The sequence below is a fragment of the Guptibacillus sedimenti genome (assembly GCF_028610665.1).
GTDB lineage: Bacteria > Bacillota > Bacilli > Bacillales > Guptibacillaceae > Guptibacillus > Guptibacillus sedimenti.
Map to the genome: position 1 here is coordinate 1 of NZ_JAQQWV010000010.1, position 25,289 is coordinate 25,289.

Here is a 25,289-nt window from a genome sequence, read left to right on the forward strand (position 1 = left end):
CGCTAAGATCAGGGAGCAAGCTCCCATCTCTTCGCTCGACTTGCATGTATTAGGCACGCCGCCAGCGTTCGTCCTGAGCCAGGATCAAACTCTCCGATAGAAAGCTTAATCTAGCTTTTAAAACAATTTGCTTCCGTAGAAACAACTACTTACATGGCGTTTCGTTCAGTTTTCAAAGAGCAATTCATTTCTTTCAATGTCGTTTTCAGCGACTTTATTAATGTAACACATTAACTCAGTTGGCGTCAACAACTTTTTTGAAATTGTTTTTTGTGTCAACCGTGTTGTTGCGGCGACCTATATAAATATACAGGTAGTTTCTCTATTTGACAAGAGGTAATTTAAATTAATTTGAACTTTTTTTCAAAATGCGCACGTACTTCGCTATTTCAGCTTGTGTAGCGGTTCTTTTATAGATACCTAATAGAAGCTGATAACGTTCTTCCATCGCTCTTTTAATTAAACCATCAATCCGACTGTTATCCAAATCTAACAGTAGCTCTTCCATTTCTCGCTTTAGCAAATACTCTATTTCTTTCATTTCTTTAAAGTTAACTAAAAAGCCCATCATCTAAAACCACTCCTTCCTCACACCAGTATGACCAGGTAATTTGTAGTTTATGTGTATCCTTAACAGTTTGTACATAGTTAAGAAACTTTTCGCATATGAATGGGACAAAGGGGGTGCATAATGAAGTTTTTTTGGATTTGGAATGGAATTAGAATTAAACAAGGCCTTATTATTGTAGCGGCTGCTTTCTTTGCTGCCATTATTCTTTTTGTCGAAGGTGGAGACCTCGCTGTGTTTACAAATAATGATGTTCCGCTCGCCGTGGATCAGGTAAAGAGCGATGATAAACGCCTTGCCTTAACCTTTGACATTAGTTGGGGTGAAACAAAAGCAATCCCGATACTTGAAGAATTAAAACAACACAATGTTAAAGCTTCTTTTTTTATTTCTGGTGCTTGGGCGGAGCGTCATCCTGAAGTAGTCGAACAAATAGTAAAAGACGGCCACGAAATTGGTAACCTTGGTTATCGGTACGAAAACTACACAACCATGAAAGATGAGGAGATCAAGAAGGATATCATTCGTTCGAGCGAAGCTATAAAAAAAGTAACCGATGAAGAACCACAATTGCTAAGACCACCTAACGGAAACTTTGATAAGCGTGTTCTCACCATATCAGACAAATTTAACTATACCCTTATTCACTGGAGTCTTGATTCTGAAGATTGGAAAAACCCAGGGGTAGAGAACATTGTGGAAAATGTAACGAAAGAGATCGACCCGGGTGACATTATTCTTATGCATGCATCCGATTCAGCAAAACAGACGGCAGAAGCTCTTCCAGAATTGATTGCTGCTTTAAAGAAGAAAGGCTATTCTTTCGCAACGGTGAGTGAACTTGTTTCTAACGCCAACATCAATAGTAAAGAAGTAAAATAAGCCGCTTCCCAATTGGAAAGCGGCTTTCGTTTATGCGTCTTTTTGAATTAAACGATGAAGTGTTAGCAATTGCCATACATTACTTACTAAGAGAGGGATCAAAATAAGCCAGAGCCACTTTGGATCATTGCTTTGTAGTCCTGGAATCCATTCGAGGATGGTGACAACGACAATAAAGAAAAGAGCTGGGATAAACGCCTGCTTATTTGTTTCTTTTTGCTTCACATATGCCGTAACAAGTCCGACGGCTAAAAGAAATAACGCAATGAGTATGTAGCTAATCACACTTTCTCCCTCTTCTGCAAAGACCTCATAGCGGAAATAAACTAAATCAAATAAAGCTACTGCAATCAACACTACCTGGATTGTATTCCAGAGTTTGACTGATTTGAAAATACCAAGACCAAATCGATGAATCGTTAAATACGCAAAAAAACCCATCTGACTAATCAAACTAAAGATGCTCGATACTCCTAATAACCAAAGTATGACGATTAGGAACGATAATATTTCTCCATTTTTCAGATCTGCCCAGTACTGTGACCAGTCTAAAACAAGACCTGTAAGCATACCAGCCGTTGATCCAATCAGAAGGGTTGTAAAAAATAAATAAACAAGATTTCTTGTTTTCAAAATCAAACCCCCGTGAACGTTAATGGTGCTTCTATGTTGAATTGTACCAATGCCACTTTTAAATTGCCACCCTTCCTTTATTCACCGGGTATAAATTCACAGTTTCGCCTAATATTAAGAATAAGATTTTGAGAAAGGAGCGCATCTATATGTATCAGCGTTTCAAACTACTCACACTATGCTTCGTTATTCTTCTGATTGCAGGATGTGCCACAGGTTCTGCTGAAGGATCTCAAGCCAATTATGAAGAAACGAAGAAAATGCTTGTCGATCTTCTGAAGTCGGACGAAGGCAAGAAAGCCATTCAAGAAGTACTGTCAGACGCAGAAATAAAGAAACAACTTGTTATGGAACAACCATTTGTGAAAGAAACCATACAAAAGGTGCTTACAACTGAAGAAGGTAAAGCATACTGGCAAGAAATGTTGAAAGACCCTACTTTCGTTGAAAACTTTGCTAAAAACATTCAGGAAGAGAATAAGGAATTGTTCAAATCCCTGATGGATGATCCTGACTTTCAGGAAAAGATGATGGATCTGTTGCAAGATCCAGTCATGGAAAAGCACTATTTACAACTCCTTGAAAGCAACCAGTCGCGCCAACAAATCAAAGACTTGATTTCCGAAACTTTTGAAAGCCCATTATTCCAAGCTAAGATTCAGGAGATGCTTACAGGAATTACGTCAGAGCAACTGAAATCTTCCGGTGGTGGTAAGGAAGAAGGCAATGGTAATTCTGATTCAAAGAATGGAGAAAGCTCAAATACTGGACAGGAATAGCCAAACGAAAGGAAAGGACATGCCTCAAGGCACGTCCTTTCCTTTTATTCTGCAGTTCTTTTGATAATCTCATTAGCAATTTGGAGGTACTGCATGCCAATCGGATGTTCTTCTTGGTAAACAGAAGGAGCAAATTCAGCTTCATCGAAGTCTGGTTGCCCGAGAGGAAGTCTGCCAAGAATATCAGTAGATAATTCTGAAGCTAACTTATCTCCGCCACCCTGACCAAATACATACTCTTTCTCACCAGTGACTTTGCTTTCAAAATAAGACATGTTTTCCACGACGCCAAGGACTTCATGTTTCGTCTTAAGCGCCATTGCACCCGCTCGAGCTGCAACGAAAGCAGCCGTTGCATGCGGTGTTGTTACAATGATTTCTTTTGAAGCAGGAAGCATCGTATGAACATCCAGCGCCACATCACCTGTTCCTGGTGGTAAATCAAGTAGAAGGTAATCTAGTTCTCCCCAATCAACTTCACTAAAGAAGTTATTTAGCATTTTCCCAAGCATCGGCCCGCGCCAGATAACAGGAGCATTATCTTCTACAAAGAAGGCCATCGACATAACTTTAACGCCAAAACGCTCAACGGGGTAGATTTTTTCATTTTCTACTTTTGGTCTCGTTTCAATCCCCATCATATCTGGAACGCTAAATCCGTAAATATCCGCATCAATAATACCAACTTTTTTTCCGAGACGGGCAAGTGACGTTGCAAGGTTTACTGTAACCGTTGATTTCCCTACTCCACCTTTACCACTTGCTACAGCAATAAACTGTGTTTTACTTTCTGGAGAAAGCAATGGAGGAAGGTCAGGATTAGCTGAAGTTCCCTCAGGAAGTTCTTCGTCTGCTAATTGTTCAAATCGTAACCCTACAGATTCTGCTCCAGCATCCTTTAACGTGTTCACAATCTCTTGCTGTACCTTCATTTGCTCAGCCGATTCTGTTTGAGCTAGGGCTACCTTTACACTGACATAGCCTTCCTTCGTTTTCACATCACGGATCGTGATACTTTTATGTAAAATAGGATCTTGCACCTTTTGTACTAATTCAACGACCTGATCTTTCGTTAACATGGAGGCACCACCTTCTCTGAATTCGATTACATTGCTAGTATAACATATCATTCAGAGAGTTTTGACTACGGTGCTTCACGTGAAATTCATGGACTTTAAATACCAAAACGAGTCAGTGCTTATTCTTCTGGCACTGACTCGTTTGTCGCATAGCGAATAATCCCTTGATAAATTGAAGCGGCTACTTTGTTCTGATAGGTATCCGTATTCAATAGTTCTCTCTCCGAGGGATTTGAAAGGAATCCTACCTCAACAAGAGATCCTGGAATTTCAGCCTCTCGTAGCAAATAGACACTGTCCATATTCTTAGCGAGTCGATTGGTATTTTCTAAATTCCGCTTAATTTCATCTTGAATAAAACGAGATAATGCCTCGCTTTCTTCATTTACAGGATTATAAAAAGTCTGCGCACCACTCCATTGAGACGATGGAATCGCATTTAAGTGAATACTAACAAAAAGATGATGACTTCCTTCGTTAATAAGTTCAACACGTTTTCTTAAATCTTCAGCTTTTCGATTGCTTAGCCCTTTCGTTCCTTCAGATGCTAAATCGGTATCCGTCTCTCTTGTCATAATAACTAGGGCTCCTGCTTCCTGAAGATAGTCCCTTAGCTTTAGAGATATTTTAAGTGCAATGTCTTTTTCAACAACATTATCACCTACCGCTCCTCCATCAGCGCCTCCGTGACCTGGATCAATCACAATAACCTGACCTGATAAAGGTAGATGCCAGGCATCCCATGAAGAATCAATCGCAAATTTGTAATTAATAATAAATAGCAGCACGATGATACCAGTGGCAACGCCAAATCGCTTATACCACTTCTTCATTCTTTTCCAACACCGCCCCTTATTTTGTCCTACATTATCTATATGGGACAGGTGAAGGAATTAGTCATCAAACTTTACGGATTACTGCAAGCGGAGACGACGCCTCATCATCCCTTTTTCACACCCCGCTTTCCACCAATTCGAAACAAATACATCACACGTAATTTGTAAGGACTCTTCATACACAGCTGACGTTTTCCAAAATAGCCAATAATCAAAGAGTGCCTCTATAAGCGCTTTCTCCAATTTAAAACAACGCTTATGCACCACTGACAGCGGTTCTCCATAATACGAAAATTTACTATACTCTGCACCAAGTAAATAGGCTTCGATCGCGATATCCATACAAACATTTTCGACATCCCCTTTGTAGAGAATAGCCTCAGAGAAAAATGGAGAAAACATATCTCTAATGTTATCAGATAACTCTTTCAGCGATATTTCGATTAAAACCCTTCGTTCGAATTCAAGGCGCTTATGACGCTGGCGTTCTTTGAATACGGTAATCACATTATCCATCTCACCCATCCTCTCGAGTCGTTTTGTTTTTAGTTTCACTCAAGCGTCAAGGAGTATGCGATATGTGAACTGGTAATTCCTTCAGTCTTAGGGATGTCGCCAATCTTAATTTATAAAGCAAAACATAAAAAAACCTCTGGCTAGAAGCCAGAGGTTTTGAATAAAACCAATTAACGTTTTGAGAACTGAGGTGCACGACGTGCTGCTTTAAGACCGTATTTTTTACGTTCTTTCATACGAGCATCACGAGTTAGGAAGCCAGCGCTCTTAAGTGTTGCGCGTGATTCCGGATCAGCTTGCAATAGTGCACGAGCGATACCGTGACGGATCGCGCCCGCTTGTCCAGTAAATCCACCACCGCTAACATTTACGAAAATATCGTAAGTGCCTTCAGTGCCAGTTTCAACTAGTGGTTGCTTAGAGATAAGCTTTAGTGTTTCAAGATCGAAATAGTCATCGATCTCACGGTTGTTAATAACCATACGTCCGTTACCAGGAAGTAAACGTACGCGTGCTACAGAGTGTTTACGTCGGCCAGTGCCGTTGTATTGTACTTGTGCCAAGTTGATTCCCTCCTTTTAATTATCCTCTTAGTTCGTATTTTTCAGGCTGTTGAGCCTGGTGATTGTGCTCGCTACCAGCGAATACATGAAGCTTTTTAATCATTTGGCGACCAAGGCTGTTCTTTGGAAGCATACCTTTGATTGCAAGTTCAAGCATTTGCTCAGAACGGTTAGTACGCATTTCAAGAGCATTTCTTGATTTCAAACCACCTGGGTGTCCACTATGACGGTAGTACATCTTGTCATTAAGTTTGTTACCAGTTAGTTCAATTTTCTCAGCGTTAAGGATGATCACATGATCACCAGTGTCAACGTGAGGTGTGAAAGTTACTTTATTTTTACCGCGTAGGATCGCTGCTACTTCACTAGCAAGACGGCCAAGTGTTTGACCTTCAGCATCAACGATGTACCATTTGCGCTCGACTTCGTGGCCTTTAGCCATAAATGTTGTACGCATGAGTTTCCCTCCTAAAATCAATCCAATTTATTTTAAAACTACCACAGAATATTCATTGTCAGTTGTCAGTCAGATTTCTAAATCCGGGGCAAGTGGATGTAGAAATACCAAAGAATATCTTATAATATTGGGAGACAAATGTCAAGTGTTTGAGAACTTTCTTTCGTTTTTTAAGAATACGAGACTTTCCATAAATAGAGTCCATGGGGAGGAGCCGTTTTTCCTGCCTTGTTTCGATCCTTTGCTTCAAGGATCATCGGAATGTCATCAGCTGAACGGCGGCCTTTTCCAATCTCAAACAACGTGCCCATTAGAATGCGGACCATATTATATAGAAAGCCGCTCCCTTCGAACGTAAAAACAAGTTCATCTCGCACTTGCTCAATCTCAATTCGATAGATCGTCCTTACTTTATTCTTCACATCTGTCTTACTGGCACAAAAAGATGTGAAATCATGCTCACCACTAAGATAAGTAGCTGCACGCTTCATCTCCATGATATCAAGCGTCTGTGGCTCATGCACCGCATAGTTTCTTCTAAAAACGTCAACGGCTGCACGATTGTGCACCCGATACTGGTAGGTTTTTCGAACAACGTCATATCTCGCATGAAAATCACTTGATACAGCTTCTGAATGTAAAACCCTCACGTCATCAGGAAGCTGTGCATTTAACGCTTTCGTCCAATTTTCAGGAGGAATCGACAGCGTTGTATCAAAATGGATCACCTGACCAAATGCATGCACCCGTGCGTCTGTTCTTCCAGACCCCGTAACCTGGACAGCTTCACCTTTGTGCATTTGCTTTAAGGCACGCTGCAGTTCTTCCTGAACTGTGCGTCCATTTGGCTGCACCTGATAACCATTAAAAGCCGTCCCATCGTAAGTGAGCGTCATTTTTATACGTTGCATCACACATTCTCCCCTAACTTCTTAGCAGTAGTAAACTAATACAGAGCAGGAGAAGAATCGCAAATAGGGTCGTATCTTTTCCAGACCATTTTAGTAAACGTATGCTCGTTCTACCTTCTCCGCCGCGGTAACCTCTCGCTTCCATCGCCATAGCAAGATCTTCTGCTCGTTTGAACGCACTAACAAAGAGTGGTACAAGAAGTGGAACGATGCTTTTCAAACGTTCTTTAATCGGTCCGCTTGAGAATTGGGCACCACGGGCAGATTGAGCTTTCATGATCTTCTCTGTCTCTTCCAGAAGGGTAGGAATGAACCTAAGCGCGATCGACATCATTAGGGCAAATTCATGAACTGGTAAGCCCACTTTTTTCATTGGGCCAAGCAACGTTTCAATCCCTACCGTAATATCAATTGGTGTCGTAGTTAGCGTTAAGAGAGAAGTAATCATAATTAAAAACAATAAACGAAGCGAGATAAAAACCCCCTGCTTCACTCCACCTTCATATACTTCAAGAAATCCCCAATCAAACAGCAAGGGCCCTTCCTTCGTTAAAAATACATGAAGGAGAAACGTTAGGATGATAACGAGCAAAATGGGCTTTAGTCCATTATAAATATAGCGAAGAGGTAGTCGGGAGACAAAAATCGCCAGTAAGGTAAAAGCACCGAGCAAAGCATAGGTAATCCAATTGTTCGCTAAAAAGACGATAATGACAAAAAGAAACGCAGTTATAAGCTTAGCTCTCGGATCAAGTTTATGAATAAAGGATTGTCCCGGAACGTATTGTCCAATAATGATATTTTGCATTAGGAATTCTCCTCTCCCTTCTGCAAAATCGATAACGCTGCATCTACCGCTGCATCAAGTGTAAAAACACTGTGAGGAAGATTTTTAGTAAAACGCTCTTCCAGGCGATGAATAAACTGTACCGTTTCTGGGACATCAAGGCTTAGTTTTTTTAAAGCTTCAGGATTTGAAAAAATAGTCTCTGGCCCACCTTGCAGGGCGATGCCACCCTTTTCCATAATTAGAATGTCATCCGAAAAACGCGCTGCATCTTCCATGCTGTGAGTGACAAGAATCGTCGTTAACCCCTCTTCTTCATGTAGACGATAAAAGAGATCCATAATTTCACGTCTACCGCGAGGATCAAGGCCAGCGGTTGGCTCATCTAATATAAGAATGGATGGCTTCATGGCTAGTACCCCAGCGATAGCAACTCGTCTCATTTGCCCCCCACTTAAATCAAAGGGAGAGCGACTAAGATAAGATTCATCAAGTCCCACTTGATGAATTAGTCTTGTTGCACGCTTCTTTGCTTCTTCTTCTGAAACACCAAAATTAAGCGGCCCAAAAATAATGTCTTTTTCAATGGTTTCTTCAAATAGTTGATGCTCTGGATATTGAAAAACGATCCCTACATGTTTTCTCAGGGCTTTTAACCGTTTCTCTTTTACACCAGCTTGTATGAAAAACTCACCAATTTGAATACTTCCTCGCGTTGGTTTTAGAAGTCCATTTAAATGCTGAATTAACGTCGACTTTCCAGAACCAGTGTGACCAATAATCGTTTGAAACGTGCCTGATGGAATCGATAAATTAATATTTGAAAGAGCTTTTCGTTCAAATGGTGTTCCTTTACTGTACGAATGCTCTAATTCTTTGATTGTAATGTCCATAGCTCGTTCACCAGTTCCTCCTGAGATAAAGTAAGCCTTGAGAAATCGTATCCTTTCTCACTAAGTGCTCGCTGCACTTGTAGTGGAAACGGTAGATCTAAACCGATTTGCTCGAGCATGTCCCCTTTTTTAAAAACTTCCACAGGAAGCCCCTCGTCAATAACTTCACCTGCATTCATTACTACAAGGCGATCGGCCTGTGCCGCTTCTTCAAGATCATGGGTAATTGAGATAACAGTCATGCCTTCTTCTTCTTTCAGCTTACGCATTGTCTGCAAAACCTCTTTACGTCCAGCTGGATCAAGCATTGATGTTGCCTCATCTAAAATAACAATCGAAGGCCTTAGTGCAATAATGCCAGCAATGGCTACACGCTGTTTTTGTCCACCAGAAAGACGATGTGGCTCCTGGTCAAGGTAATCTTCCATTCGGACCTTCTGAACGCTCTCACTGATGCGCTCTAACATTAGTTCTCTAGCCATCCCACTATTCTCAAGTCCAAATGCAACATCATCCCGAACGGAAGTGCCGACAAACTGATTATCCGGATTCTGAAAAACGATCCCTACTCTTCTTCTAATCTCCCAAATGCTTTCCTCATCTCGGCTATTGTACCCTTCAACGAGAACATCACCTTGCTCAGGAAGTTGCAAACCATTTAAAAGTTTGGCAAGTGTAGACTTCCCTGACCCATTGTGTCCTACAATGGCTAACCATTCTCCCTTATAAACGGAGAGAGACACGTTACGCAACACGTGGGGTTGATCTTCGTGATATCGAAAGGATACACCTTGAACGGTGATAAGTTCTTCCATACTCGTTCCTCCTACCTCTGCTAAATTCAAGCGGTCATCGCCTCAGATACATAATACTGGTGCGAAAAAAAGGCGGGCAACCAAACCGCCACTTTTTCCTATCAGCATATCGATTGTGGCAACGCCTCTAGAAATGCTTAATCCTATAAAAAAAGCCCGGCATCTGCCAGGCTTTCTTTAATGGCTAGCAGCATGCAACCACTTGAAGATGTGCGTTTAAACAAAAAAACGCACGAAAAAAGGGCATAGAATCAGTATCCAATGTCGAGATCCTGTCCCGCCCTTTTAATCAAGTGCGTCTTATACTAGCTCGATGATAACCATTTCAGCACCGTCACCGCGGCGTGGTCCAAGTTTACGGATACGAGAGTAACCGCCTTGACGCTCTGCATAACGAGGAGCGATATCGCTGAATAGTTTTTGAACTGCATCTTGACCGCTTTCTTGATCCGCTACTTCGTTACGGATGAAAGAAGCTGCTTGACGACGTGCATGAAGATCCCCGCGTTTACCAAGCGTAATCATTTTGTCGATGAAAGAACGAAGCTCTTTCGCCTTCGATTCTGTCGTTTCAATACGTTCATTGATGATCAAATCTGTAACAAGGTCACGGAATAACGCTTTACGCGTATCACTCGTACGACCTAACTTTTGGTATGCCATGAAGTATTCCCTCCTTTGTTGTTTATAAAATCAACAACTTAAATATCTATTCTTCGTTACGAAGTCCAAGTCCAAGCTCTTCAAGCTTCTCTTGTACCTCTTCAAGTGATTTACGTCCAAGGTTACGAACTTTCATCATGTCTTCTTCAGACTTCTGAGTTAGTTCTTGAACAGTATTAATGCCAGCACGCTTCAGGCAGTTATATGAACGAACTGAGAGATCGAGCTCTTCGATAGTCATCTCAAGCACTTTCTCTTTTTGATCCTCTTCTTTTTCGACCATGATTTCAGCATTTTGTGCCTGATCTGTTAAGCCTACAAAGATGTTTAAATGCTCATTTAAAATCTTTGCACCTAGCGAAACAGCTTCTTCAGGACGAATGCTTCCATCTGTCCAAACATCAAGGGTTAGTTTGTCATAATTAGTTACCTGGCCAACGCGAGTGTTTTCAACCTGGTAGTTAACACGAGAAACAGGAGTGAAGATCGAGTCAACCGGAATCACACCGATTGGCTGTTCATCATTTTTGTTTCCTTCCGCTTGTACATAGCCTCTTCCGCGAATTGCAGTAACTCGCATTTGGAAACGTGCATTTGCAGAAAGGGTAGCAATATGAAGGTCAGGGTTTAAGATCTCCACGTCGCTGTCATGAGTAATATCTCCAGCTGTTACCGTACCTGGGCCTTGCACATCAACTACTAATGTTTTCTCTTCTTCAGAGTAAACTTTCATAGCCAATTTCTTCAGATTAAGAATGACAGTTGTTACATCTTCATGTACGCCTTCAATCGTAGAGAACTCGTGGAGTACTCCTTCAATTTGTACAGATGTAACAGCAGCACCAGGTAGTGAAGATAACAGGATACGACGAAGGGAATTACCCAGGGTAGTTCCATAACCACGCTCTAATGGTTCTACAACAAACTTTCCGTATTTAGCATCCTCGTTGATAGCTACCGCTTCAATTTTTGGCTTTTCGATTTCGATCATCCAACAAACCCTCCTTCAAAACGTCGAACTTCGGTTAGACATGCTGTCTAACCGAATAATCCCCTTAGGCGGTCAAAATACCAACAACCTAATTATGATTCGTCAACCGTCAACAATTTATACATTATCATTATTGACATGTTCATCAATTGTATACCGATAGATTGAATCTTTCCATAAGAGATTGTTCAAAACCAGGCATTCTCCCGAAGGGGAATATCTACGTTTTTGAACTCTCTACTACCTTAGACTCTACGACGTTTTGGTGGACGGCAGCCGTTATGAGGTACTGGAGTTACGTCACGGATCGCAGTAACTTCTAGACCTACAGCTTGAAGTGCACGGATAGCAGCTTCACGACCAGCTCCAGGGCCTTTAACAGAAACTTCTACAGTTTTCATGCCATGCTCCTGTGCAGTTTTACCTGCAGTTTCAGCAGCCATTTGAGCAGCGAATGGAGTTGACTTACGAGAACCTTTGAAGCCCATGTTACCGGAAGTTGCCCAAGAAATCGCATTTCCGTGAGTGTCAGTAATCGTAATAATAGTGTTGTTAAAAGTAGAACGGATATGAGCTACTCCACTCTCAACATTCTTTTTCACGCGCTTTTTGCGCGTATTTGCTTTACGTTGTTTAGCCATTTGTTAATTACCTCCCTTACTTCTTCTTGTTAGCTACTGTACGGCGAGGGCCTTTACGAGTACGAGAGTTGTTCTTCGTATGTTGACCTCGGACAGGAAGACCACGACGGTGGCGGATACCACGATAAGAACCGATTTCGATTAGACGTTTAATGTTAAGTGAGATTTCACGACGAAGATCACCCTCAACTTTAATTTTGTCTACTACTTCACGGATTTTTCCGAGCTCTTCTTCAGTTAAGTCGCGTACACGAGTGTCTTCAGAAACACCAGCGTCAACTAGAACTTGTTTCGCAGTTGTTTTACCGATTCCATAAACGTAAGTTAACGCGATTACGATGCGCTTTTCGCGTGGAACATCAATACCAGCAATACGTGCCATTACGTTGCACCTCCTTATATATTAGCCTTGTTTTTGCTTATGCTTTGGATTTTCACAGATAACCATAACTTTACCTTTACGGCGAATAACTTTACATTTTTCACACATTGGTTTTACTGACGGTCTTACTTTCATTATTTTAACCCTCCTTGTATTCGGAGATTAACTTCTTATTTATAACGATACGTGATACGTCCACGTGATAGGTCGTATGGAGAAAGCTCAACAGTTACTTTGTCACCTGGTAAAATACGAATGTAATGCATGCGTATCTTTCCGGATACGTGAGCAAGAATCTTATGACCGTTTTCGAGTTCTACTCGAAACATTGCATTCGGTAGAGGTTCGATAACCGTGCCTTCCATTTCAATTACTTCTTCTTTAGCCATCTACTTGCTCTCCCTCCTTTAAATCAATGACGTGTTCACTCAAATACTTTGAGATCGCGAAACGTAGCTTGCCATTTGTGACACGGCCCGTTTCTTCAAGACTTCGCTTTACCTCAGGAGATATATACTCTACCAGCTCAAGGTGTGCGAGGTTCTTCCGCTTAGGACGATCAAACTTTCGTTTATCTCCGTCCGCTAAGAAAACATAACGTTCATCTACAATCCCTACAATCACGCTATATTGATCAGCGTCTCTTCCCCGTTTATTCCGAGCGATCTGACCGATCTCGGGAACGGTATCCGACTCTTTCACGAACCATCACCTTCACTTAGGCCTTTGTTAGTATTTCATATCCTTCTTCCGTAACGGCAATCGTGTGCTCGAAATGAGCGCAGTTCTTACCGTCAGTTGTTACTACAGTCCAATTATCCGAAAGTGTTCGAACGTAGCGAGAGCCCATATTCACCATTGGCTCTACCGCAAGGACCATCCCCTGCTTAAGCCGCGGTCCTTTTCCTGGAGGACCGTAATGGGGAATTTGAGGATCTTCATGAAGGTCCTGACCTACACCATGACCAACATATTCTCGTACAATCGAAAAACCCTCAGCTTCGGCATATGCTTGGATCGCATGAGAGATATCTGAAAGCCTCCTACCAGCCTTCGCCTCATCCAACCCTTTATATAACGATTCCTCGGTAACTTTTAACAACCGTTCGTCTTTTTCTGAGATAGTGCCAACAGGATAGGTCCATGCTGAATCTCCATGATAACCGTTATACTTAGCACCAATATCAATGCTAATTATATCTCCTTCCGCCAACACGCGATCCCCTGGAATACCATGTACAAGCTCTTCATTAACTGAAGCGCATATACTTCCAGTAAATCCATTGTAACCCTTAAAGGAAGGAATTGCACCAAGCTGACGAATAAACCGATCGGCAATCGTATCCAGCTCTTTTGTCGTAACTCCAGGCTTGATGTGCTTCTGTAGTTCTTGATGTGTTAACGCGACAATTCTGCCTGCCTCTCGCATAATATCAAGTTCACGAGGAGTCTTGCAAATAATCATTACGACAACCCTTTGAGGAGTTGATCGACATCTTCAAAAACTTCGTTGATGTCTCTATTGCCATCAATCGTTTTAAGATAGCCTTTGCCTTCATAAAAGGTCAACAATGGCTGCTGTTGCTGCTTGTTGACTTCGAGGCGAGTGCGTACAGTTTCTTCTTTATCATCATCACGTTGATAAAGTTCTCCACCGCACTTATCACAAACTCCTTCTTCCTTAGGAGGATTGAATACTGCGTGATAGGTTGCTCCACAATTTCGGCAAACGCGTCGTCCAGTCAAACGCTGCATGAGCTGATCTTCCTCAACTGAAATGTTAATCACATAGTTAAGTTTTTTTCCGAGATCGGATAAGATCGTTTCAAGTGCATCAGCCTGTGCGACAGTTCTTGGAAATCCATCGAGTAGAAAACCTTTTTCGCAATCATCTTTTCCTAAACGCTCCCGTACTATACCGATTGTTACTTCGTCAGGTACGAGGTTTCCAGAATCCATGTACTCTTTCGCTTTTAGACCAAGAGGCGTTCCTTCTTTGATCGCTGCTCGGAACATATCTCCAGTAGAGATATGAGGGATGCCATACTTTTCGACAATCTTTTCTGCCTGGGTTCCTTTTCCGACACCCGGAAGCCCCATTAATACTAGATTCATCTAATCCCTCCGCACGTCACCCAATCGAGGATGAAGGAGGGGAAGAAAGTTCTTCCCAATTTATCCTCAAGATTTAATAAAGCCTTTATAATGACGTTTAATTAATTGACTTTCAATTTGCTTCATCGTATCAAGCGCTACCCCAACAACGATCAGCAAGCTTGTTCCGCCGATTTGCAGCGTCTGCGGCAGTCCTGCTACGGTTGTGAAAAATACCGGAATAATCGATATAACAGCAAGGAAAAGTGCTCCTACAAACGTTAAACGGTAGAGAATACGAGTAATGTACGTTTCCGTTGCATTACCCGGACGAATACCAGGAATGTATCCACCCTGTTTCTTCAGATTCTCAGCCATCTTCTCCGGATTAACCTGGACGAACGTATAGAAATACGTAAATCCAATGATGAGTAACGCATACACGACCATACCAATAGGTTGTGTATAGTCAAACACCCTGATGATCCATTCCGTTACCGTATTATCTCCGAACAACCTGGCGATCGTTGGTGGAGTAATGATCAGTGATATCGCAAAGATAACTGGAATAACACCTGCTGCATTAACTTTAATCGGTAAGTGAGTGGATTGACCACCTACTTGTCTGCGGTTAACAGTTCGTTTTGCATATTGAATTGGAATTTTGCGAAGACCTTGTTGAACAAAGATAACAGCGACAACAATTGCAAGTGCTGCTAGTGCAATAATTGCAAGAGTGACGATGTTAATGAACAACTCATCCTGAGAACCCTCAAACATCTGAGCATAAAGCTGATTAAGCCCTGGAGGAATTGCAGCTACAATCCCAGCAAAGATTATTATTGAGATTCCATTTCCAACACCTTTTGCTGTGATCTGTTCGCCTAACCACATCAAAAAAGCCGTTCCGGCTGTTAAAACTAGAGAAATATTTAGATACGTTAGTACACCGGGATTACTAATCAACTGACCACCAACAATATTGTTAAACCCGATGGAAAGACCAATCCCCTGAACAAGTCCAAGTACAATCGTTCCATAACGAGTAACTTGTGTTAGCTTTTTACGTCCGGCTTCTCCTTGTTTAGACCATTCGGTAAACTTGGGAACAACGTCCATTTGCAAAAGCTGCACAATGATAGAAGCAGTGATATAAGGCATAATTCCCATGGCAAAGATGGAGAAGTTTTGCAACGCTCCACCGCCAAAGGTGTTGAGAACTCCGAAGAGACTCATTTGATCTTGGAATTGTAATACATCTCTGTTCACACCAGGAACCGGTATGAATGTTCCGATTCGGAACACGACAAGCATGAGTAGGGTGAAAATAATCTTGTTTCTAATATCACCTACGCGCATAATGTTGGAGATTGCTTGGAACATTAGATCACCTCAGTATTTCCGCCTGCCGCTTCAATCGCCTCTTTTGCAGAAGCAGAGAACTTGTGGGCTTTCACGGTAAGCTTTTTCTCAAGCTTACCATTACCTAGAATCTTAATTCCAGCTTTTTCTTTGCTAACTACGCCAGATTCTAAAAGAAGTTCTGGAGAAACTTCAGTTCCATCTTCAAAACGGTTCAACGAATCAAGATTAACAATCGCGAACTCTTTACGGTTCATGTTTGTAAATCCACGTTTCGGTAGACGTTTGAAGATTGGAAGTTGTCCTCCTTCGAAACCGACGCGTACACCGCCGCCAGAACGAGCTTTTTGACCTTTTTGACCACGGCCAGATGTCTTACCGTTACCAGTAGCAATACCGCGACCAAGTCTGTTGCGTTCTTTACGAGAACCTTCAGATGGTTTTAGTTCGTGTAGTTTCATTGTGGGCACCTCCTCAATGTATAGATTTTTTATGCATCAATTTCGTTAACAGTTACAAGGTGAGATACCTTGTTGATCATACCGCGAATCGCAGGATTGTCGTTATGAACAACCGTGTGATGCATTTTCTTAAGTCCAAGTGTTTTTACCGTCACGCGTTGGTCTTGAGGGCGACCAATCACACTACGTGTGAGGGTGATTTCTAATTGCTTAGCCATCTAATTTCCCTCCCTTAACCTAGTAGCTCTTCTACAGATTTTCCACGAAGCTTCGCAACGTCTTCAGCGCGCTTAAGGTTTTCAAGGCCATTAAGAGTTGCACGCACCATGTTAATCGGATTGTTAGATCCAAGAGACTTCGATAGAATGTCACCTACACCAGCAAGTTCAAGTACCGCACGAACGGGTCCGCCAGCGATAACTCCAGTACCTTCAGAAGCAGGCTTCAATAGTACGTTACCAGCTCCAAAATGACCTGTGATTTGGTGAGGGATTGTAGTTCCTACAACAGGAACAGTAATTAAGTTCTTTTTCGCATCTTCAATAGCTTTGCGAATAGCTTCAGGAACTTCCTGTGCTTTACCAGTTCCGAATCCAACGTGACCGTTTTTATCTCCGACAACTACGATCGCTGCGAAGCGGAAACGACGTCCACCTTTAACAACTTTCGCTACGCGGTTAACGGTAACTACGCGTTCTTCAAGTTCTAGTTTGTTAGCATCAATGCTAGGCATGAGTTAACCTCCTTTTTATTAAAATTTCAGTCCTGCTTCACGCGCTGCGTCTGCAAGAGCTTTTACACGTCCGTGATAGAGGTATCCTCCGCGGTCGAAAACCACTTCTGAATAACCTGCTTCAACAGCACGCTTTGCGATAGCTTCTCCGACTTTCACAGCTGCTTCTGTGTTACCGCCGTGTTCAACGTCAATTCCTTGTTCCATACTTGAAGCTCCAACGAGTGTAACACCTTTAGTGTCATCGATAAGCTGAGCATAGATGTTCTTGTTAGAACGGAATACGTTTAGACGCGGACGTTCAGTAGTGCCGGTAACTGTGCGGCGTACGCGAGCGTGTCTTTTTTGACGCGCTTTGTTTTTATCGGCCTTAGTGATCATTAAACGTCACTCCTTTCCGCTAGGTTTTTACCTATTTACCTGTTTTACCTTCTTTACGACGTACATATTCGCCTTCGTAACGAATTCCTTTGCCTTTGTAAGGTTCTGGAGTACGTACTGAACGGATGTTTGCTGCAACAGCTCCAACGCGTTCTTTATCAATACCTTTAACAACTACTTTTGTGTTAGAAGGTACTTCAATTTCAATGCCTTCTTCAGGTACCATCTCAACTGGGTGAGAGTACCCTACGTTAAGGATTAATTTTTGACCAGATTTACTTGCACGGTAACCAACACCGATGATTTCAAGACCTTTTTCAAAGCCTTTAGTCACACCTTCAACCATGTTAGCGATCAGGCTGCGAGTTGTTCCGTGAAGTGCACGGTGCTCTTTATGATCAGAAGGACGAGCTACAGTTAGCACGTTCTCTTCAATGTTTACCTTGATATCTGGGCTGAATGTACGAGAAAGTTCCCCTTTAGGTCCTTTGATCGTTACAACGTCTCCTTTGATATCGATTGTTACATCACTTGGGATTTCAATCGGTTTAAGTCCGACACGTGACATATTGACACCTCCATTCTGCTTTAAGAATTACCAAACGTACGCTAGAACTTCTCCGCCTACTTGCTGTTGACGAGCTTCTTTGTCCGTCATAATTCCTTTAGAAGTAGAAACAAGAGCGATTCCTAAGCCGCCAAGTACGCGAGGTACTTCGTCTGCTTTAGCGTATACGCGAAGACCAGGTTTACTGATTCGCTTTAATCCAGTGATAACGCGTTCGTTATTTGAACCGTACTTTAAGAAAATACGGATGATTCCTTGTTTGTTGTCTTCGATCATTTCAACATCACGTACAAAACCTTCACGTTTGAGGATTTCAGCGATGTTTCTTTTCGAATTCGATGCAGGCAACTCTAGTTTTTCGTGGCGAACTGTGTTCGCATTACGAATTCTTGTAAGCATATCTGCAATTGGATCAGTCATGACCATTAGTAATTACCTCCTTCCCTATTTCGGGTTTACCAGCTAGCCTTTTTAACGCCTGGGATTTGACCTTTGTGTGCAAGTTCCCGGAAACAAATACGGCATAGTTTAAATTTACGAATAACTGAATGAGGACGTCCGCAACGTTCACAACGAGTATATTCTTGAACTTTAAACTTAGCTTGACGCTGTTGTTTCGCGATCATTGATTTTTTCGCCACAATTTTCCCTCCTTACTTACTTTTGAAATGGCATACCTAGGTTAGTCAACATTTCACGGCTCTCTTCGTCCGTATTAGCTGTTGTTACGATAACGATGTCCATTCCGCGTACTTTATTTACTTTATCGTAATCAATTTCAGGGAAAATCAACTGTTCTTTAATACCAAGTGTGTAGTTACCACGGCCGTCGAATGATTTCTTAGACACACCTCTGAAGTCACGTACACGTGGAAGTGATACAGAAATTAGTTTGTCTAGGAATTCAAACATACGAGTGCCGCGCAAAGTAACTTTTGCACCGATTGGCATATCTTCACGAAGCTTAAAGCCTGCGATAGACTTCTTAGCACGTGTGATTAGTGGTTTTTGACCTGAGATCAACTCAAGTTCCTCAACAGCTGTATCAAGAGCTTTCGGGTTCTGTACAGCGTCACCAACACCCATGTTGATTACGATTTTTTCAAGTTTTGGAACTTCCATAACAGAGGAATAATTAAATTTCTCCATCAATGCAGGTTTAGTTTCATTTTGATACTTTTCTTGGAAACGATTCATCGGATTGACCTCCTTTCGCTACGAACTACTTATCGAGTACTTCACCGGATTTTTTTGAGATACGAACTTTTTTCCCGTTGTCTACTTTGTATCCAACGCGAGTAGGTTCACCAGACTTCGGATCAAGCGCCATTACGTTAGAAACGTGAATCGCTGCTTCCTGCTCAATAATTCCACCTTGAGGATTAGCCTGGGATGGTTTTGAGTGTTTCTTAACAAGGTTTACACCTTCAACGATAACTCTATCTTTTTTCGGGTAAGCTTCAAGGATCACACCTTGTTTACCTTTATCCTTACCAGAAATAACTTTTACTTTATCTCCCTTTTTTACGTGCATAAGGTCGCGCACCTCCTTACAAGGCATCTATTTTCAAATGATTAAAGAACTTCTGGAGCTAGAGAAACGATTTTCATAAACTGGTTGTCGCGTAGTTCGCGTGCAACTGGTCCGAAAATACGTGTTCCGCGCGGTCCTTTGTCATCACGGATAACAACCGCTGCGTTTTCGTCAAATTTGATGTATGAACCATCTTGACGACGAACGCCAGATTTACTGCGTACAATAACAGCTCTTACGACTTCACCCTTCTTAACAACGCCACCAGGTGTTGCTTGTTTCACCGAACAAACAATTACGTCACCGATGTTAGCTGTTTTGCGACCAGAGCCACCAAGTACTTTAATACAAAGCAATTCACGAGCACCAGAGTTGTCAGCTGATTTCAAACGAGATTCCTGTTGAATCATCTAGAAAGACCTCCCTTCGGACATTATTCAATGATCCGAGTTCATTTAGATAATAACTGCTTCTACAACAACTTCCATAAGACGGAAACGCTTATCTTTAGAAAGTGGACGAGTTTCCATAATAGTTACCACGTCGTTGATTTTTGCAGTGTTGTTTTCGTCATGTGCTTTTAGCTTTTTAGAATACTTAACACGTTTACCGTATAAAGGGTGCATTTTGTAAGTCTCAACTAAAACAGTAATTGTCTTATCCATTTTATCAGAGACAACACGCCCAGTGTATTCTTTGCGATTATTGCGTTCGCTCATTTCGCAAACCTCCCCTCATATTAACCGTTTGTGATTCCTAACTCTCTTTCACGCAAAACAGTGTTTGCGCGAGCGATTGATTTACGGACTTCACGAATGCGGGCTGGGTTTTCCAGTTGACCTGTAGCAAGTTGAAAGCGAAGATTAAAAAGTTCTTCTTTAAAAGATTTCGCTTTCTGCTCGATTTCGGCAGTGGTCAAGTTACGAATTTCCTCAGCTTTCATTTGTGTCACCACCCACTTCTTCGCGTTTTACGAACTTAGTTTTAATAGGCAATTTGTGAGAAGCAAGACGAAGTGCTTCGCGCGCTACTTCTTCAGATACGCCTGCAATTTCAAAACAGATTTTCCCTGGCTTTACTACAGCTACCCAGCCTTCAGGAGCACCTTTACCGGAACCCATTCGTACTTCAAGTGGTTTAGCAGTGTAAGGCTTTGATGGGAAAATTTTAATCCAAACTTTACCGCCACGTTTCATGTAACGAGTCATAGCAATACGAGCTGCCTCGATTTGACGGTTAGTGATCCAGCTAGCTTCAAGAGCTTGTAGACCGTATTCGCCGAATGCTACTTCAGTGCCACCTTTAGCACGTCCGCGCATTTTTCCGCGATGTTCTCTGCGGTATTTAACACGTTTAGGTAACAACATGATTTATTTTCCCCCTTCCTCTTTTTGCGTTCCTTTCGTTGGAAGGACTTCACCACGATAGATCCAAATCTTCACACCAAGCTTACCGTAAGTAGTATCTGCTTCTGCAGTACCATAATCGATGTCAGCACGAAGTGTGTGAAGAGGTACAGTACCTTCACTGTATGATTCAGAACGAGCAATATCAGCACCGTTTAGACGGCCAGATACTTGCGTTTTAATACCTTTAGCTCCAGATCTCATAGCGCGTTGAATTGTTTGCTTCATAGCGCGACGGAATGAAACTCGGTTTTCAAGTTGACGAGCGATGTTATCAGCAACTAGAGTTGCGTCGATGTCAGCTTGTTTGATTTCGAAAATGTTAACGTGAACTTTCTTACCTGTTAGTTCCGCGAGAGACTTACGAAGAGACTCAACTTCAGAACCACCTTTACCGATTACCATACCAGGCTTAGCAGTTTTCACTGTTACATTCACTCGGTTTGCTGCACGTTCGATTTCAACAGCTGAAACAGATGCATCTTTCAAACGTTTTTCAATATATTCACGAATTTTAATATCTTCGTGTAAAAGGTTAGCGTAATCTTTGTCTGCGTACCATTTAGACTCCCAATCACGAATGACACCAATTCGAAGTCCTACCGGATTAATTTTCTGACCCACTCGTTATCCCTCCTTCTTTTCTGATACCACGACTGTGATGTGGCTAGTGCGCTTGTTGATGCGGCTAGCTCTACCCATAGCACGTGGGCGGAAACGTTTCATTGTTACTCCTTCGTCCACAAACACTTGAGAAACCGTAAGATTGTTCGGTTCTAACTCAAGATTGTGCTCTGCATTAGCGATCGCAGAGTTAAGCACTTTCTCAACTACTGGAGAAGCAGCTTTGTTTGTGTTGCGCAAAATCGCAATAGCTTCACCGACTTGCTTTCCTCGAATGAGATCTACGACTAAGCGTGCTTTACGAGGAGCAATACGCACGTGTTTTGCAACAGCTTTAGCTTGCATTCGTTGTACCTCCCCTCAAATTAACGTCTAGTTTTTTTGTCATCTGCAGCATGCCCGCGATATGTGCGAGTTGGAGCAAATTCACCAAGCTTGTGGCCGACCATGTCTTCTGTAACATAAACCGGTACGTGCTTGCGTCCATCATATACTGCAAAAGTGTGTCCAATAAATTCTGGGAATACTGTTGAACGACGAGACCAAGTTTTGATAACTTTTTTGTCGCTCTTTTCATTTAAGTCTTCGACCTTTTTCATTAAATGATCGTCGACAAAAGGTCCTTTTTTCAAACTACGACCCATTTGTGAACCTCCCTTTTGAGATTATGCTACGGCTCCGCGGAACCGTAGGTAAATCCCGTTATTTTTTGCGACGGCGTACAATGTACTTGTCGGAGTCTTTGTTTTTCTTACGAGTCTTAAATCCAAGGGTTGGTTTGCCCCAAGGTGACATTGGTGATTTACGTCCGATTGGTGCACGACCTTCACCACCACCGTGTGGGTGATCAACAGGGTTCATTACAGAACCACGAACTGTAGGACGAATGCCCAACCAGCGAGAACGACCAGCTTTACCAATGTTGATAAGCTCGTGTTCAAGGTTTCCAACCTGACCGATAGTAGCACGGCAAGTAGAAAGAATCATACGAGTTTCTCCAGAACGAAGACGTACTAGTACGTATCTACCTTCTTTACCAAGAAGCTGAGCTTCTGCACCAGCAGAACGAACAAGCTGTCCGCCACGGCCTGGCTTAAGTTCAATGTTATGAATTGTTGTACCAACTGGAATGTTGATTAGTGGAAGAGTGTTTCCTACTTTAATGTCAGCTTCTACGCCAGACATAATTTCAGTTCCTACTTTAAGTCCTTTTGGAGCAAGAATGTAACGCTTCTCTCCATCAGCATAGTTGATAAGAGCGATGTTTGCAGAACGGTTTGGATCGTATTCGATCGTAGCAACGCGTCCTGGTATTCCATCTTTATCTCGTTTAAAGTCGATAACACGGTATTTACGCTTATGACCGCCACCTTGGTGACGAACAGTCAAGCGACCTTGGTTGTTACGTCCGCCTTTTTTGTGAAGCGGTGCAAGCAACGATTTTTCCGGTTGGTCAGTAGTGATTTCAGCAAAGTCAGATACTGACATACCACGACGACCGTTTGTGGTCGGTTTATACTTTTTAATCGCCATTCTTATTTCCCTCCTTCACTATTATTTTTTAGACGCCTTCAAAGAAGTCCAATTCTTTGCTTTCTGGTGTAAGCGTCACGATAGCTTTTTTGCGACGTGGTGTAAATCCGCTGTGGCGGCCAACACGTTTCTTTTTACCCATATAGTTCTGAGTATTTACTCCAGCAACTTTAACTCCGAAAATCTCTTCAAGAGCACTCTTGATTTGAGTTTTGTTAGCACGAGTATCTACTTCGAAAGTATACTTTTTGTCTGCCATTACGTCTGTAGTAGCTTCAGTAATAACGGGGCGCTTGATGATATCACGAGCGTTCATTACGCTAGCACCTCCTCTACTTTTTCCACAGCGTCTTTTGTCATAACTAGTTTGTCAGCTTTAAGGACATCAAGGATGTTAAGTCCAGCTGTAGTTACAACAGTAACACCAGGAATATTGCGTGCAGATAATGCAACTGCTTCGTTATAGTCTCCTGTAACGATAAGCGCCTTTTTCTCTGCAGATAGGCTTGATAAAACTGATTTCATTTCCTTTGTTTTTGGAGCATCAAAAGAAATGCTGTCCACGATGACCATATCCTCTGTTTGTACTTTAGAAGACAAAGCAGAACGGATTGCCAAACGGCGAACTTTTTTAGGTAGCTTGTAAGAATAGCTTCTTGGTGTCGGACCAAATACTACTCCACCGCCAACCCATTGTGGTGAACGGATTGAGCCCTGACGAGCACGACCTGTTCCTTTTTGGCGCCATGGTTTAGCTCCACCACCGCGTACTTCTGAACGATTTTTTACGTCATGGTTACCTTGACGTAAAGATGCTTGCTGCATGATAACCGCATCATACATAACACTTTCGTTTGGTTCGATCCCGAAGATTGCTTCAGCGAGTTCGATGTCGCCGACTTGTGCTCCGGTTTGGTTGAACATTGTTACTTTAGGCACTTGGATATCCTCCCTTCTTACTTAGCTTCTTTTGCTTTAACCGCGCTTTGGATAGTTACGTAGCTCTTCTTAGCTCCAGGTACGTTACCTTTTACTAGAATCACGTTACGTTCTACATCAACTTTAACGATCTCAAGGTTTTGTACAGTTACACGTTCGCCACCCATACGACCAGGTAGAAGTTTACCTTTCATAACACGCATTGGATCGATAGGTCCCATTGAACCTGGACGACGGTGATAACGAGAACCGTGAGTCATTGGTCCGCGAGATTGGTTGTGACGCTTGATTGCACCCTGGAAACCTTTCCCTTTAGACGTACCAGTTACATCAACTACGTCACCTTCGTTAAAGATATCAACCTTGACTTCCTGACCAATTTCGTAACTACCTTCTGCGTTACGAATTTCTTTCACGAAGCGCTTAGGTGTTGTACTAGCTTTTGTAGCATGGCCTTCCTCAGGCTTGTTGAAGCGAGACTTCTTCTTATCAGCAAAACCAACTTGGATTGCTTCATAGCCGTCTGTATCAACAACTTTCTTTTGAAGGACAACGTTTGGTTCTGCTTCAATTACAGTTACCGGGATAATATCTCCGTTGTCAGCAAAGACTTGTGTCATGCCTACTTTTCTTCCTAAGATTCCTTTGGTCATTCGTCACACCTCCTAATTGTTTTTAAATAATTTATTTAGCGTTATATTAAAGTTTAATTTCAATGTCAACGCCAGACGGTAGGTCCAAACGCATTAACGAGTCAACCGTTTGTGGTGTAGGCTCGATGATGTCAATTAGACGCTTATGCGTACGCATTTCAAACTGCTCACGAGAATCTTTGTACTTGTGTACAGCACGTAGAATTGTGTAAACAGATTTTTCCGTCGGCAACGGGATCGGTCCGGATACTTGTGCACCTGAACGTTTTGCTGTTTCTACGATTTTCTCAGCAGACTGATCTAGAATACGGTGATCATATGCTTTTAAACGAATACGAATCTTTTGCTTTGCCATTATTTCCCCTCCTTTATCGCCCATATTGTTATAGACAGTTCTCCGTGAAAATAAACCCAACACACTCGCCATGGCAAAGGGGCCGGGTGTGTCAGCAACCTTCCACATCATCGCTGTTTATGACCAACATTCTTATTATACTAAACCTAAAGCCTAATTGCAAGGCTTAGTCCATCTAAAAAGTATGTCGATCGCACACTTTTAATAGTATAACGGCCTGAGCCATAAAATGCAAGGCCTAAAAGCAATT

At 42.2% G+C, this 25,289-nt stretch carries 44 protein-coding genes and 1 rRNA gene; 2 read left to right on the forward strand and 43 right to left on the reverse strand.

What is annotated here, in order from left to right; translation table 11 throughout:
- Together PQ578_RS20760 and PQ578_RS20765 are read right to left on the reverse strand one after the other, a co-directional pair.
- Window positions 1-100 (reverse strand): 16S ribosomal RNA (locus PQ578_RS20760); the annotation flags it as partial.
- 246 nt (window positions 101-346) lie between these two features.
- Window positions 347-571, reverse strand: a complete 225-nt coding sequence (locus tag PQ578_RS20765; protein WP_159780833.1) for a hypothetical protein — start codon at window positions 569-571, stop codon at window positions 347-349.
- Window positions 572-691: 120 nt separating this feature from the next.
- Here PQ578_RS20765 and pdaB point away from each other — a divergent pair, with 120 nt between their 5' ends.
- Window positions 692-1,450 carry a polysaccharide deacetylase family sporulation protein PdaB gene (pdaB, locus tag PQ578_RS20770; RefSeq protein ID WP_273836522.1) on the forward strand — a complete coding sequence of 253 codons (759 nt, stop codon included), beginning with the start codon at window positions 692-694 and terminating at the stop codon, window positions 1,448-1,450.
- Window positions 1,451-1,480: 30 nt separating this feature from the next.
- On the opposite strand, the gene PQ578_RS20775 is transcribed toward pdaB, so the two are convergent.
- Complete coding sequence (locus tag PQ578_RS20775; RefSeq protein WP_159780831.1) at window positions 1,481-2,083, reverse strand: KinB-signaling pathway activation protein; 603 nt, start codon at window positions 2,081-2,083, stop codon at window positions 1,481-1,483.
- A 149-nt stretch (window positions 2,084-2,232) separates the two neighbouring features.
- Here PQ578_RS20775 and gerD point away from each other — a divergent pair, with 149 nt between their 5' ends.
- On the forward strand, window positions 2,233-2,862 hold the full coding sequence (gerD, locus tag PQ578_RS20780; protein ID WP_273836525.1) for a spore germination lipoprotein GerD: 630 nt from the start codon (window positions 2,233-2,235) through the stop codon (window positions 2,860-2,862).
- 44 nt (window positions 2,863-2,906) lie between these two features.
- On the opposite strand, the gene PQ578_RS20785 is transcribed toward gerD, so the two are convergent.
- The 40 genes from PQ578_RS20785 to rpsJ form a co-directional block, all read right to left on the reverse strand.
- Window positions 2,907-3,941, reverse strand: coding sequence for a P-loop NTPase (locus tag PQ578_RS20785; RefSeq protein ID WP_273836526.1), 1,035 nt, complete (start codon window positions 3,939-3,941; stop codon window positions 2,907-2,909).
- Between the two features lie 119 nt (window positions 3,942-4,060).
- Window positions 4,061-4,774: an N-acetylmuramoyl-L-alanine amidase CwlD gene (cwlD, locus tag PQ578_RS20790; RefSeq protein ID WP_098446002.1), complete on the reverse strand. Its 714-nt coding sequence runs from the start codon at window positions 4,772-4,774 to the stop codon at window positions 4,061-4,063.
- An 81-nt stretch (window positions 4,775-4,855) separates the two neighbouring features.
- Window positions 4,856-5,293, reverse strand: a complete 438-nt coding sequence (locus tag PQ578_RS20795) for a DUF2521 family protein (RefSeq protein ID WP_273836527.1) — start codon at window positions 5,291-5,293, stop codon at window positions 4,856-4,858.
- Between the two features lie 170 nt (window positions 5,294-5,463).
- Window positions 5,464-5,856: a 30S ribosomal protein S9 gene (gene rpsI, locus PQ578_RS20800; RefSeq protein ID WP_098446000.1), complete on the reverse strand. Its 393-nt coding sequence runs from the start codon at window positions 5,854-5,856 to the stop codon at window positions 5,464-5,466.
- Window positions 5,857-5,875: 19 nt separating this feature from the next.
- Complete coding sequence (gene rplM / locus PQ578_RS20805) at window positions 5,876-6,313, reverse strand: 50S ribosomal protein L13 (RefSeq protein ID WP_048313355.1); 438 nt, start codon at window positions 6,311-6,313, stop codon at window positions 5,876-5,878.
- A 170-nt stretch (window positions 6,314-6,483) separates the two neighbouring features.
- A complete protein-coding gene (gene truA, locus PQ578_RS20810; RefSeq protein ID WP_273836529.1) occupies window positions 6,484-7,224 on the reverse strand; it encodes a tRNA pseudouridine(38-40) synthase TruA in 741 nt (246 codons plus the stop codon).
- 13 nt (window positions 7,225-7,237) lie between these two features.
- On the reverse strand, window positions 7,238-8,032 hold the full coding sequence (locus PQ578_RS20815; RefSeq protein ID WP_273836530.1) for an energy-coupling factor transporter transmembrane component T family protein: 795 nt from the start codon (window positions 8,030-8,032) through the stop codon (window positions 7,238-7,240).
- Entirely contained in the window at window positions 8,032-8,904 is an 873-nt protein-coding gene (locus PQ578_RS20820; RefSeq protein ID WP_273836531.1) for an energy-coupling factor ABC transporter ATP-binding protein, read from the reverse strand. The genes PQ578_RS20815 and PQ578_RS20820 overlap by 1 nt, the downstream gene beginning before the upstream one ends.
- Window positions 8,880-9,719, reverse strand: a complete 840-nt coding sequence (locus PQ578_RS20825) for an energy-coupling factor ABC transporter ATP-binding protein (protein ID WP_273836532.1) — start codon at window positions 9,717-9,719, stop codon at window positions 8,880-8,882. The genes PQ578_RS20820 and PQ578_RS20825 overlap by 25 nt, the downstream gene beginning before the upstream one ends.
- A gap of 300 nt (window positions 9,720-10,019) precedes the next feature.
- On the reverse strand, window positions 10,020-10,382 hold the full coding sequence (gene rplQ, locus PQ578_RS20830; RefSeq protein WP_098445995.1) for a 50S ribosomal protein L17: 363 nt from the start codon (window positions 10,380-10,382) through the stop codon (window positions 10,020-10,022).
- A 46-nt stretch (window positions 10,383-10,428) separates the two neighbouring features.
- A complete protein-coding gene (locus tag PQ578_RS20835; RefSeq protein WP_098445994.1) occupies window positions 10,429-11,373 on the reverse strand; it encodes a DNA-directed RNA polymerase subunit alpha in 945 nt (314 codons plus the stop codon).
- Between the two features lie 245 nt (window positions 11,374-11,618).
- Window positions 11,619-12,014 (reverse strand): 30S ribosomal protein S11, encoded by a 396-nt coding sequence (rpsK, locus tag PQ578_RS20840; protein WP_048313348.1) that lies wholly within the window; start codon window positions 12,012-12,014, stop codon window positions 11,619-11,621.
- Between the two features lie 16 nt (window positions 12,015-12,030).
- Window positions 12,031-12,396, reverse strand: coding sequence for a 30S ribosomal protein S13 (gene rpsM, locus PQ578_RS20845; RefSeq protein ID WP_048313347.1), 366 nt, complete (start codon window positions 12,394-12,396; stop codon window positions 12,031-12,033).
- 21 nt (window positions 12,397-12,417) lie between these two features.
- Complete coding sequence (rpmJ, locus tag PQ578_RS20850) at window positions 12,418-12,531, reverse strand: 50S ribosomal protein L36 (protein WP_003720928.1); 114 nt, start codon at window positions 12,529-12,531, stop codon at window positions 12,418-12,420.
- A 35-nt stretch (window positions 12,532-12,566) separates the two neighbouring features.
- Complete coding sequence (infA, locus tag PQ578_RS20855; protein WP_098445993.1) at window positions 12,567-12,785, reverse strand: translation initiation factor IF-1; 219 nt, start codon at window positions 12,783-12,785, stop codon at window positions 12,567-12,569.
- The gene (locus PQ578_RS20860; protein WP_098445992.1) at window positions 12,778-13,098 is read right to left on the reverse strand and encodes a KOW domain-containing RNA-binding protein; all 321 of its coding nucleotides are present in this window, start codon (window positions 13,096-13,098) and stop codon (window positions 12,778-12,780) included. The genes infA and PQ578_RS20860 overlap by 8 nt, the downstream gene beginning before the upstream one ends.
- Window positions 13,099-13,114: 16 nt before the next feature.
- The gene (gene map, locus PQ578_RS20865; protein WP_159780822.1) at window positions 13,115-13,861 is read right to left on the reverse strand and encodes a type I methionyl aminopeptidase; all 747 of its coding nucleotides are present in this window, start codon (window positions 13,859-13,861) and stop codon (window positions 13,115-13,117) included.
- Window positions 13,861-14,511, reverse strand: coding sequence for an adenylate kinase (locus tag PQ578_RS20870; RefSeq protein WP_098445990.1), 651 nt, complete (start codon window positions 14,509-14,511; stop codon window positions 13,861-13,863). The genes map and PQ578_RS20870 overlap by 1 nt, the downstream gene beginning before the upstream one ends.
- Before the next feature lie 66 nt (window positions 14,512-14,577).
- On the reverse strand, window positions 14,578-15,873 hold the full coding sequence (secY, locus tag PQ578_RS20875) for a preprotein translocase subunit SecY (protein WP_159780821.1): 1,296 nt from the start codon (window positions 15,871-15,873) through the stop codon (window positions 14,578-14,580).
- The gene (rplO, locus tag PQ578_RS20880) at window positions 15,873-16,313 is read right to left on the reverse strand and encodes a 50S ribosomal protein L15 (protein ID WP_098445988.1); all 441 of its coding nucleotides are present in this window, start codon (window positions 16,311-16,313) and stop codon (window positions 15,873-15,875) included. Before rplO ends, secY begins: the two co-directional genes overlap by 1 nt.
- Window positions 16,314-16,342: 29 nt before the next feature.
- Entirely contained in the window at window positions 16,343-16,531 is a 189-nt protein-coding gene (rpmD, locus tag PQ578_RS20885; RefSeq protein ID WP_098445987.1) for a 50S ribosomal protein L30, read from the reverse strand.
- Between the two features lie 14 nt (window positions 16,532-16,545).
- Entirely contained in the window at window positions 16,546-17,046 is a 501-nt protein-coding gene (rpsE, locus tag PQ578_RS20890) for a 30S ribosomal protein S5 (RefSeq protein WP_098445986.1), read from the reverse strand.
- An 18-nt stretch (window positions 17,047-17,064) separates the two neighbouring features.
- Entirely contained in the window at window positions 17,065-17,427 is a 363-nt protein-coding gene (rplR, locus tag PQ578_RS20895; RefSeq protein WP_273837026.1) for a 50S ribosomal protein L18, read from the reverse strand.
- Between the two features lie 31 nt (window positions 17,428-17,458).
- Window positions 17,459-17,995: a 50S ribosomal protein L6 gene (gene rplF, locus PQ578_RS20900; RefSeq protein WP_098445984.1), complete on the reverse strand. Its 537-nt coding sequence runs from the start codon at window positions 17,993-17,995 to the stop codon at window positions 17,459-17,461.
- Window positions 17,996-18,022: 27 nt separating this feature from the next.
- Complete coding sequence (rpsH, locus tag PQ578_RS20905; RefSeq protein WP_098445983.1) at window positions 18,023-18,421, reverse strand: 30S ribosomal protein S8; 399 nt, start codon at window positions 18,419-18,421, stop codon at window positions 18,023-18,025.
- Window positions 18,422-18,450: 29 nt separating this feature from the next.
- Entirely contained in the window at window positions 18,451-18,636 is a 186-nt protein-coding gene (rpsN, locus tag PQ578_RS20910) for a 30S ribosomal protein S14 (RefSeq protein ID WP_098445982.1), read from the reverse strand.
- Window positions 18,637-18,652: 16 nt separating this feature from the next.
- Window positions 18,653-19,192, reverse strand: a complete 540-nt coding sequence (gene rplE / locus PQ578_RS20915) for a 50S ribosomal protein L5 (protein ID WP_273837027.1) — start codon at window positions 19,190-19,192, stop codon at window positions 18,653-18,655.
- 25 nt (window positions 19,193-19,217) lie between these two features.
- Window positions 19,218-19,529: a 50S ribosomal protein L24 gene (gene rplX / locus PQ578_RS20920; protein ID WP_048313333.1), complete on the reverse strand. Its 312-nt coding sequence runs from the start codon at window positions 19,527-19,529 to the stop codon at window positions 19,218-19,220.
- A gap of 41 nt (window positions 19,530-19,570) precedes the next feature.
- Complete coding sequence (gene rplN, locus PQ578_RS20925) at window positions 19,571-19,939, reverse strand: 50S ribosomal protein L14 (RefSeq protein WP_098445980.1); 369 nt, start codon at window positions 19,937-19,939, stop codon at window positions 19,571-19,573.
- Window positions 19,940-19,984: 45 nt separating this feature from the next.
- Window positions 19,985-20,248, reverse strand: coding sequence for a 30S ribosomal protein S17 (gene rpsQ / locus PQ578_RS20930; RefSeq protein WP_098445979.1), 264 nt, complete (start codon window positions 20,246-20,248; stop codon window positions 19,985-19,987).
- A gap of 20 nt (window positions 20,249-20,268) precedes the next feature.
- A complete protein-coding gene (rpmC, locus tag PQ578_RS20935; protein WP_048313330.1) occupies window positions 20,269-20,472 on the reverse strand; it encodes a 50S ribosomal protein L29 in 204 nt (67 codons plus the stop codon).
- Window positions 20,462-20,896, reverse strand: a complete 435-nt coding sequence (gene rplP, locus PQ578_RS20940; protein ID WP_048313329.1) for a 50S ribosomal protein L16 — start codon at window positions 20,894-20,896, stop codon at window positions 20,462-20,464. The genes rpmC and rplP overlap by 11 nt, the downstream gene beginning before the upstream one ends.
- A 3-nt stretch (window positions 20,897-20,899) precedes the next feature.
- Entirely contained in the window at window positions 20,900-21,559 is a 660-nt protein-coding gene (gene rpsC / locus PQ578_RS20945) for a 30S ribosomal protein S3 (protein WP_098445978.1), read from the reverse strand.
- Between the two features lie 3 nt (window positions 21,560-21,562).
- Window positions 21,563-21,904: a 50S ribosomal protein L22 gene (rplV, locus tag PQ578_RS20950; RefSeq protein WP_048313327.1), complete on the reverse strand. Its 342-nt coding sequence runs from the start codon at window positions 21,902-21,904 to the stop codon at window positions 21,563-21,565.
- 20 nt (window positions 21,905-21,924) lie between these two features.
- Window positions 21,925-22,203 (reverse strand): 30S ribosomal protein S19, encoded by a 279-nt coding sequence (gene rpsS / locus PQ578_RS20955; RefSeq protein ID WP_048313326.1) that lies wholly within the window; start codon window positions 22,201-22,203, stop codon window positions 21,925-21,927.
- 58 nt (window positions 22,204-22,261) lie between these two features.
- Complete coding sequence (gene rplB / locus PQ578_RS20960; RefSeq protein WP_165999152.1) at window positions 22,262-23,092, reverse strand: 50S ribosomal protein L2; 831 nt, start codon at window positions 23,090-23,092, stop codon at window positions 22,262-22,264.
- Window positions 23,093-23,120: 28 nt separating this feature from the next.
- Window positions 23,121-23,408, reverse strand: coding sequence for a 50S ribosomal protein L23 (gene rplW / locus PQ578_RS20965; RefSeq protein ID WP_098445976.1), 288 nt, complete (start codon window positions 23,406-23,408; stop codon window positions 23,121-23,123).
- Window positions 23,408-24,031 (reverse strand): 50S ribosomal protein L4, encoded by a 624-nt coding sequence (gene rplD, locus PQ578_RS20970; protein ID WP_098445975.1) that lies wholly within the window; start codon window positions 24,029-24,031, stop codon window positions 23,408-23,410. Before rplD ends, rplW begins: the two co-directional genes overlap by 1 nt.
- Window positions 24,032-24,048: 17 nt before the next feature.
- Complete coding sequence (gene rplC / locus PQ578_RS20975) at window positions 24,049-24,684, reverse strand: 50S ribosomal protein L3 (RefSeq protein WP_159780818.1); 636 nt, start codon at window positions 24,682-24,684, stop codon at window positions 24,049-24,051.
- A gap of 46 nt (window positions 24,685-24,730) precedes the next feature.
- Entirely contained in the window at window positions 24,731-25,039 is a 309-nt protein-coding gene (gene rpsJ / locus PQ578_RS20980; RefSeq protein ID WP_098445973.1) for a 30S ribosomal protein S10, read from the reverse strand.
- Between the last annotated feature and the right edge of the window lie 250 nt (window positions 25,040-25,289).

Excerpts from the sequence above, each read along its gene's own strand:
- PQ578_RS20765 (WP_159780833.1), bottom strand. The coding sequence starts at position 571 with ATGATGGGCTTTTTAGTTAACTTTAAAGAAATGAAAGAAATAGAGTAT.
- pdaB (WP_273836522.1), top strand. The coding sequence starts at position 692 with ATGAAGTTTTTTTGGATTTGGAATGGAATTAGAATTAAACAAGGCCTT.
- gerD (WP_273836525.1), top strand. The coding sequence starts at position 2,233 with ATGTATCAGCGTTTCAAACTACTCACACTATGCTTCGTTATTCTTCTG.
- PQ578_RS20785 (WP_273836526.1), bottom strand. The coding sequence starts at position 3,941 with ATGTTAACGAAAGATCAGGTCGTTGAATTAGTACAAAAGGTGCAAGAT.
- cwlD (WP_098446002.1), bottom strand. The coding sequence starts at position 4,774 with ATGAAGAAGTGGTATAAGCGATTTGGCGTTGCCACTGGTATCATCGTG.
- PQ578_RS20795 (WP_273836527.1), bottom strand. The coding sequence starts at position 5,293 with ATGGATAATGTGATTACCGTATTCAAAGAACGCCAGCGTCATAAGCGC.
- rplM (WP_048313355.1), bottom strand. The coding sequence starts at position 6,313 with ATGCGTACAACATTTATGGCTAAAGGCCACGAAGTCGAGCGCAAATGG.
- truA (WP_273836529.1), bottom strand. The coding sequence starts at position 7,224 with ATGCAACGTATAAAAATGACGCTCACTTACGATGGGACGGCTTTTAAT.
- PQ578_RS20815 (WP_273836530.1), bottom strand. The coding sequence starts at position 8,032 with ATGCAAAATATCATTATTGGACAATACGTTCCGGGACAATCCTTTATT.
- PQ578_RS20820 (WP_273836531.1), bottom strand. The coding sequence starts at position 8,904 with ATGGACATTACAATCAAAGAATTAGAGCATTCGTACAGTAAAGGAACA.
- PQ578_RS20825 (WP_273836532.1), bottom strand. The coding sequence starts at position 9,719 with ATGGAAGAACTTATCACCGTTCAAGGTGTATCCTTTCGATATCACGAA.
- rplQ (WP_098445995.1), bottom strand. The coding sequence starts at position 10,382 with ATGGCATACCAAAAGTTAGGTCGTACGAGTGATACGCGTAAAGCGTTA.
- PQ578_RS20835 (WP_098445994.1), bottom strand. The coding sequence starts at position 11,373 with ATGATCGAAATCGAAAAGCCAAAAATTGAAGCGGTAGCTATCAACGAG.
- rpsK (WP_048313348.1), bottom strand. The coding sequence starts at position 12,014 with ATGGCTAAACAACGTAAAGCAAATACGCGCAAAAAGCGCGTGAAAAAG.
- rpsM (WP_048313347.1), bottom strand. The coding sequence starts at position 12,396 with ATGGCACGTATTGCTGGTATTGATGTTCCACGCGAAAAGCGCATCGTA.
- rpmJ (WP_003720928.1), bottom strand. The coding sequence starts at position 12,531 with ATGAAAGTAAGACCGTCAGTAAAACCAATGTGTGAAAAATGTAAAGTT.
- infA (WP_098445993.1), bottom strand. The coding sequence starts at position 12,785 with ATGGCTAAAGAAGAAGTAATTGAAATGGAAGGCACGGTTATCGAACCT.
- map (WP_159780822.1), bottom strand. The coding sequence starts at position 13,861 with ATGATTATTTGCAAGACTCCTCGTGAACTTGATATTATGCGAGAGGCA.
- PQ578_RS20870 (WP_098445990.1), bottom strand. The coding sequence starts at position 14,511 with ATGAATCTAGTATTAATGGGGCTTCCGGGTGTCGGAAAAGGAACCCAG.
- secY (WP_159780821.1), bottom strand. The coding sequence starts at position 15,873 with ATGTTCCAAGCAATCTCCAACATTATGCGCGTAGGTGATATTAGAAAC.
- rplO (WP_098445988.1), bottom strand. The coding sequence starts at position 16,313 with ATGAAACTACACGAACTAAAACCATCTGAAGGTTCTCGTAAAGAACGC.
- rpmD (WP_098445987.1), bottom strand. The coding sequence starts at position 16,531 with ATGGCTAAGCAATTAGAAATCACCCTCACACGTAGTGTGATTGGTCGC.
- rpsE (WP_098445986.1), bottom strand. The coding sequence starts at position 17,046 with ATGCCTAGCATTGATGCTAACAAACTAGAACTTGAAGAACGCGTAGTT.
- rplR (WP_273837026.1), bottom strand. The coding sequence starts at position 17,427 with ATGATCACTAAGGCCGATAAAAACAAAGCGCGTCAAAAAAGACACGCT.
- rplF (WP_098445984.1), bottom strand. The coding sequence starts at position 17,995 with ATGTCACGTGTCGGACTTAAACCGATTGAAATCCCAAGTGATGTAACA.
- rpsH (WP_098445983.1), bottom strand. The coding sequence starts at position 18,421 with ATGGTCATGACTGATCCAATTGCAGATATGCTTACAAGAATTCGTAAT.
- rplE (WP_273837027.1), bottom strand. The coding sequence starts at position 19,192 with ATGAATCGTTTCCAAGAAAAGTATCAAAATGAAACTAAACCTGCATTG.
- rplX (WP_048313333.1), bottom strand. The coding sequence starts at position 19,529 with ATGCACGTAAAAAAGGGAGATAAAGTAAAAGTTATTTCTGGTAAGGAT.
- rplN (WP_098445980.1), bottom strand. The coding sequence starts at position 19,939 with ATGATTCAACAGGAATCTCGTTTGAAATCAGCTGACAACTCTGGTGCT.
- rpsQ (WP_098445979.1), bottom strand. The coding sequence starts at position 20,248 with ATGAGCGAACGCAATAATCGCAAAGAATACACTGGGCGTGTTGTCTCT.
- rpmC (WP_048313330.1), bottom strand. The coding sequence starts at position 20,472 with ATGAAAGCTGAGGAAATTCGTAACTTGACCACTGCCGAAATCGAGCAG.
- rplP (WP_048313329.1), bottom strand. The coding sequence starts at position 20,896 with ATGTTGTTACCTAAACGTGTTAAATACCGCAGAGAACATCGCGGAAAA.
- rplV (WP_048313327.1), bottom strand. The coding sequence starts at position 21,904 with ATGCAAGCTAAAGCTGTTGCAAAACACGTGCGTATTGCTCCTCGTAAA.
- rpsS (WP_048313326.1), bottom strand. The coding sequence starts at position 22,203 with ATGGGTCGTAGTTTGAAAAAAGGACCTTTTGTCGACGATCATTTAATG.
- rplB (WP_165999152.1), bottom strand. The coding sequence starts at position 23,092 with ATGGCGATTAAAAAGTATAAACCGACCACAAACGGTCGTCGTGGTATG.
- rplW (WP_098445976.1), bottom strand. The coding sequence starts at position 23,408 with ATGAACGCTCGTGATATCATCAAGCGCCCCGTTATTACTGAAGCTACT.
- rplC (WP_159780818.1), bottom strand. The coding sequence starts at position 24,684 with ATGACCAAAGGAATCTTAGGAAGAAAAGTAGGCATGACACAAGTCTTT.
- rpsJ (WP_098445973.1), bottom strand. The coding sequence starts at position 25,039 with ATGGCAAAGCAAAAGATTCGTATTCGTTTAAAAGCATATGATCACCGT.